1 pseudogene is annotated in these 384 nt (G+C 64.3%); it reads left to right on the forward strand.

Annotated elements, in window-relative coordinates:
* Positions 1–243: pseudogene (locus tag SB772_RS39330) on the forward strand (MarR family transcriptional regulator); the annotation flags it as partial.
* Positions 244–384 lie beyond the last annotated feature (141 nt).

Genomic DNA, 384 nt, shown 5'->3' on the forward strand with positions numbered 1-384 from the left:
GTGCGCATTCTCGATGCGATGGAAGGGCAGGGCTATGTCGAGCGACGCGTCGCCGGCTCCGACCGCCGCGCCAAGGAAATCTACATGACGGATTCCGGGCGGGTGGTTGCCGGCGAAGTCGAGGCGCTGGCCGAGGATATTCGCGGCCAGATCATCTCCGGTATTCCCGAAAGCGATCTCCGGACTACCTTGAATGTTATCCGCGCGATGCAGGCAAACCTGGCGGCCGTTCGCGGGCAATGAGGATGCTCGCATGAGCCTCGCCGAGACAGCCAATGATAACGCTGTGCCTGCCCGCAAGGGTGAGGAAGAGGCCGTTATGCCGCCGCCCGCAGCGCCTATCCTGCCGCCGCCGCTGGCCAGCTGGAAGGTGCCGCTCTACAT

Origin of the sequence: Paraburkholderia sp. SIMBA_030, assembly GCF_046535245.1 — a bacterium.
Lineage (GTDB): Bacteria > Pseudomonadota > Gammaproteobacteria > Burkholderiales > Burkholderiaceae > Paraburkholderia.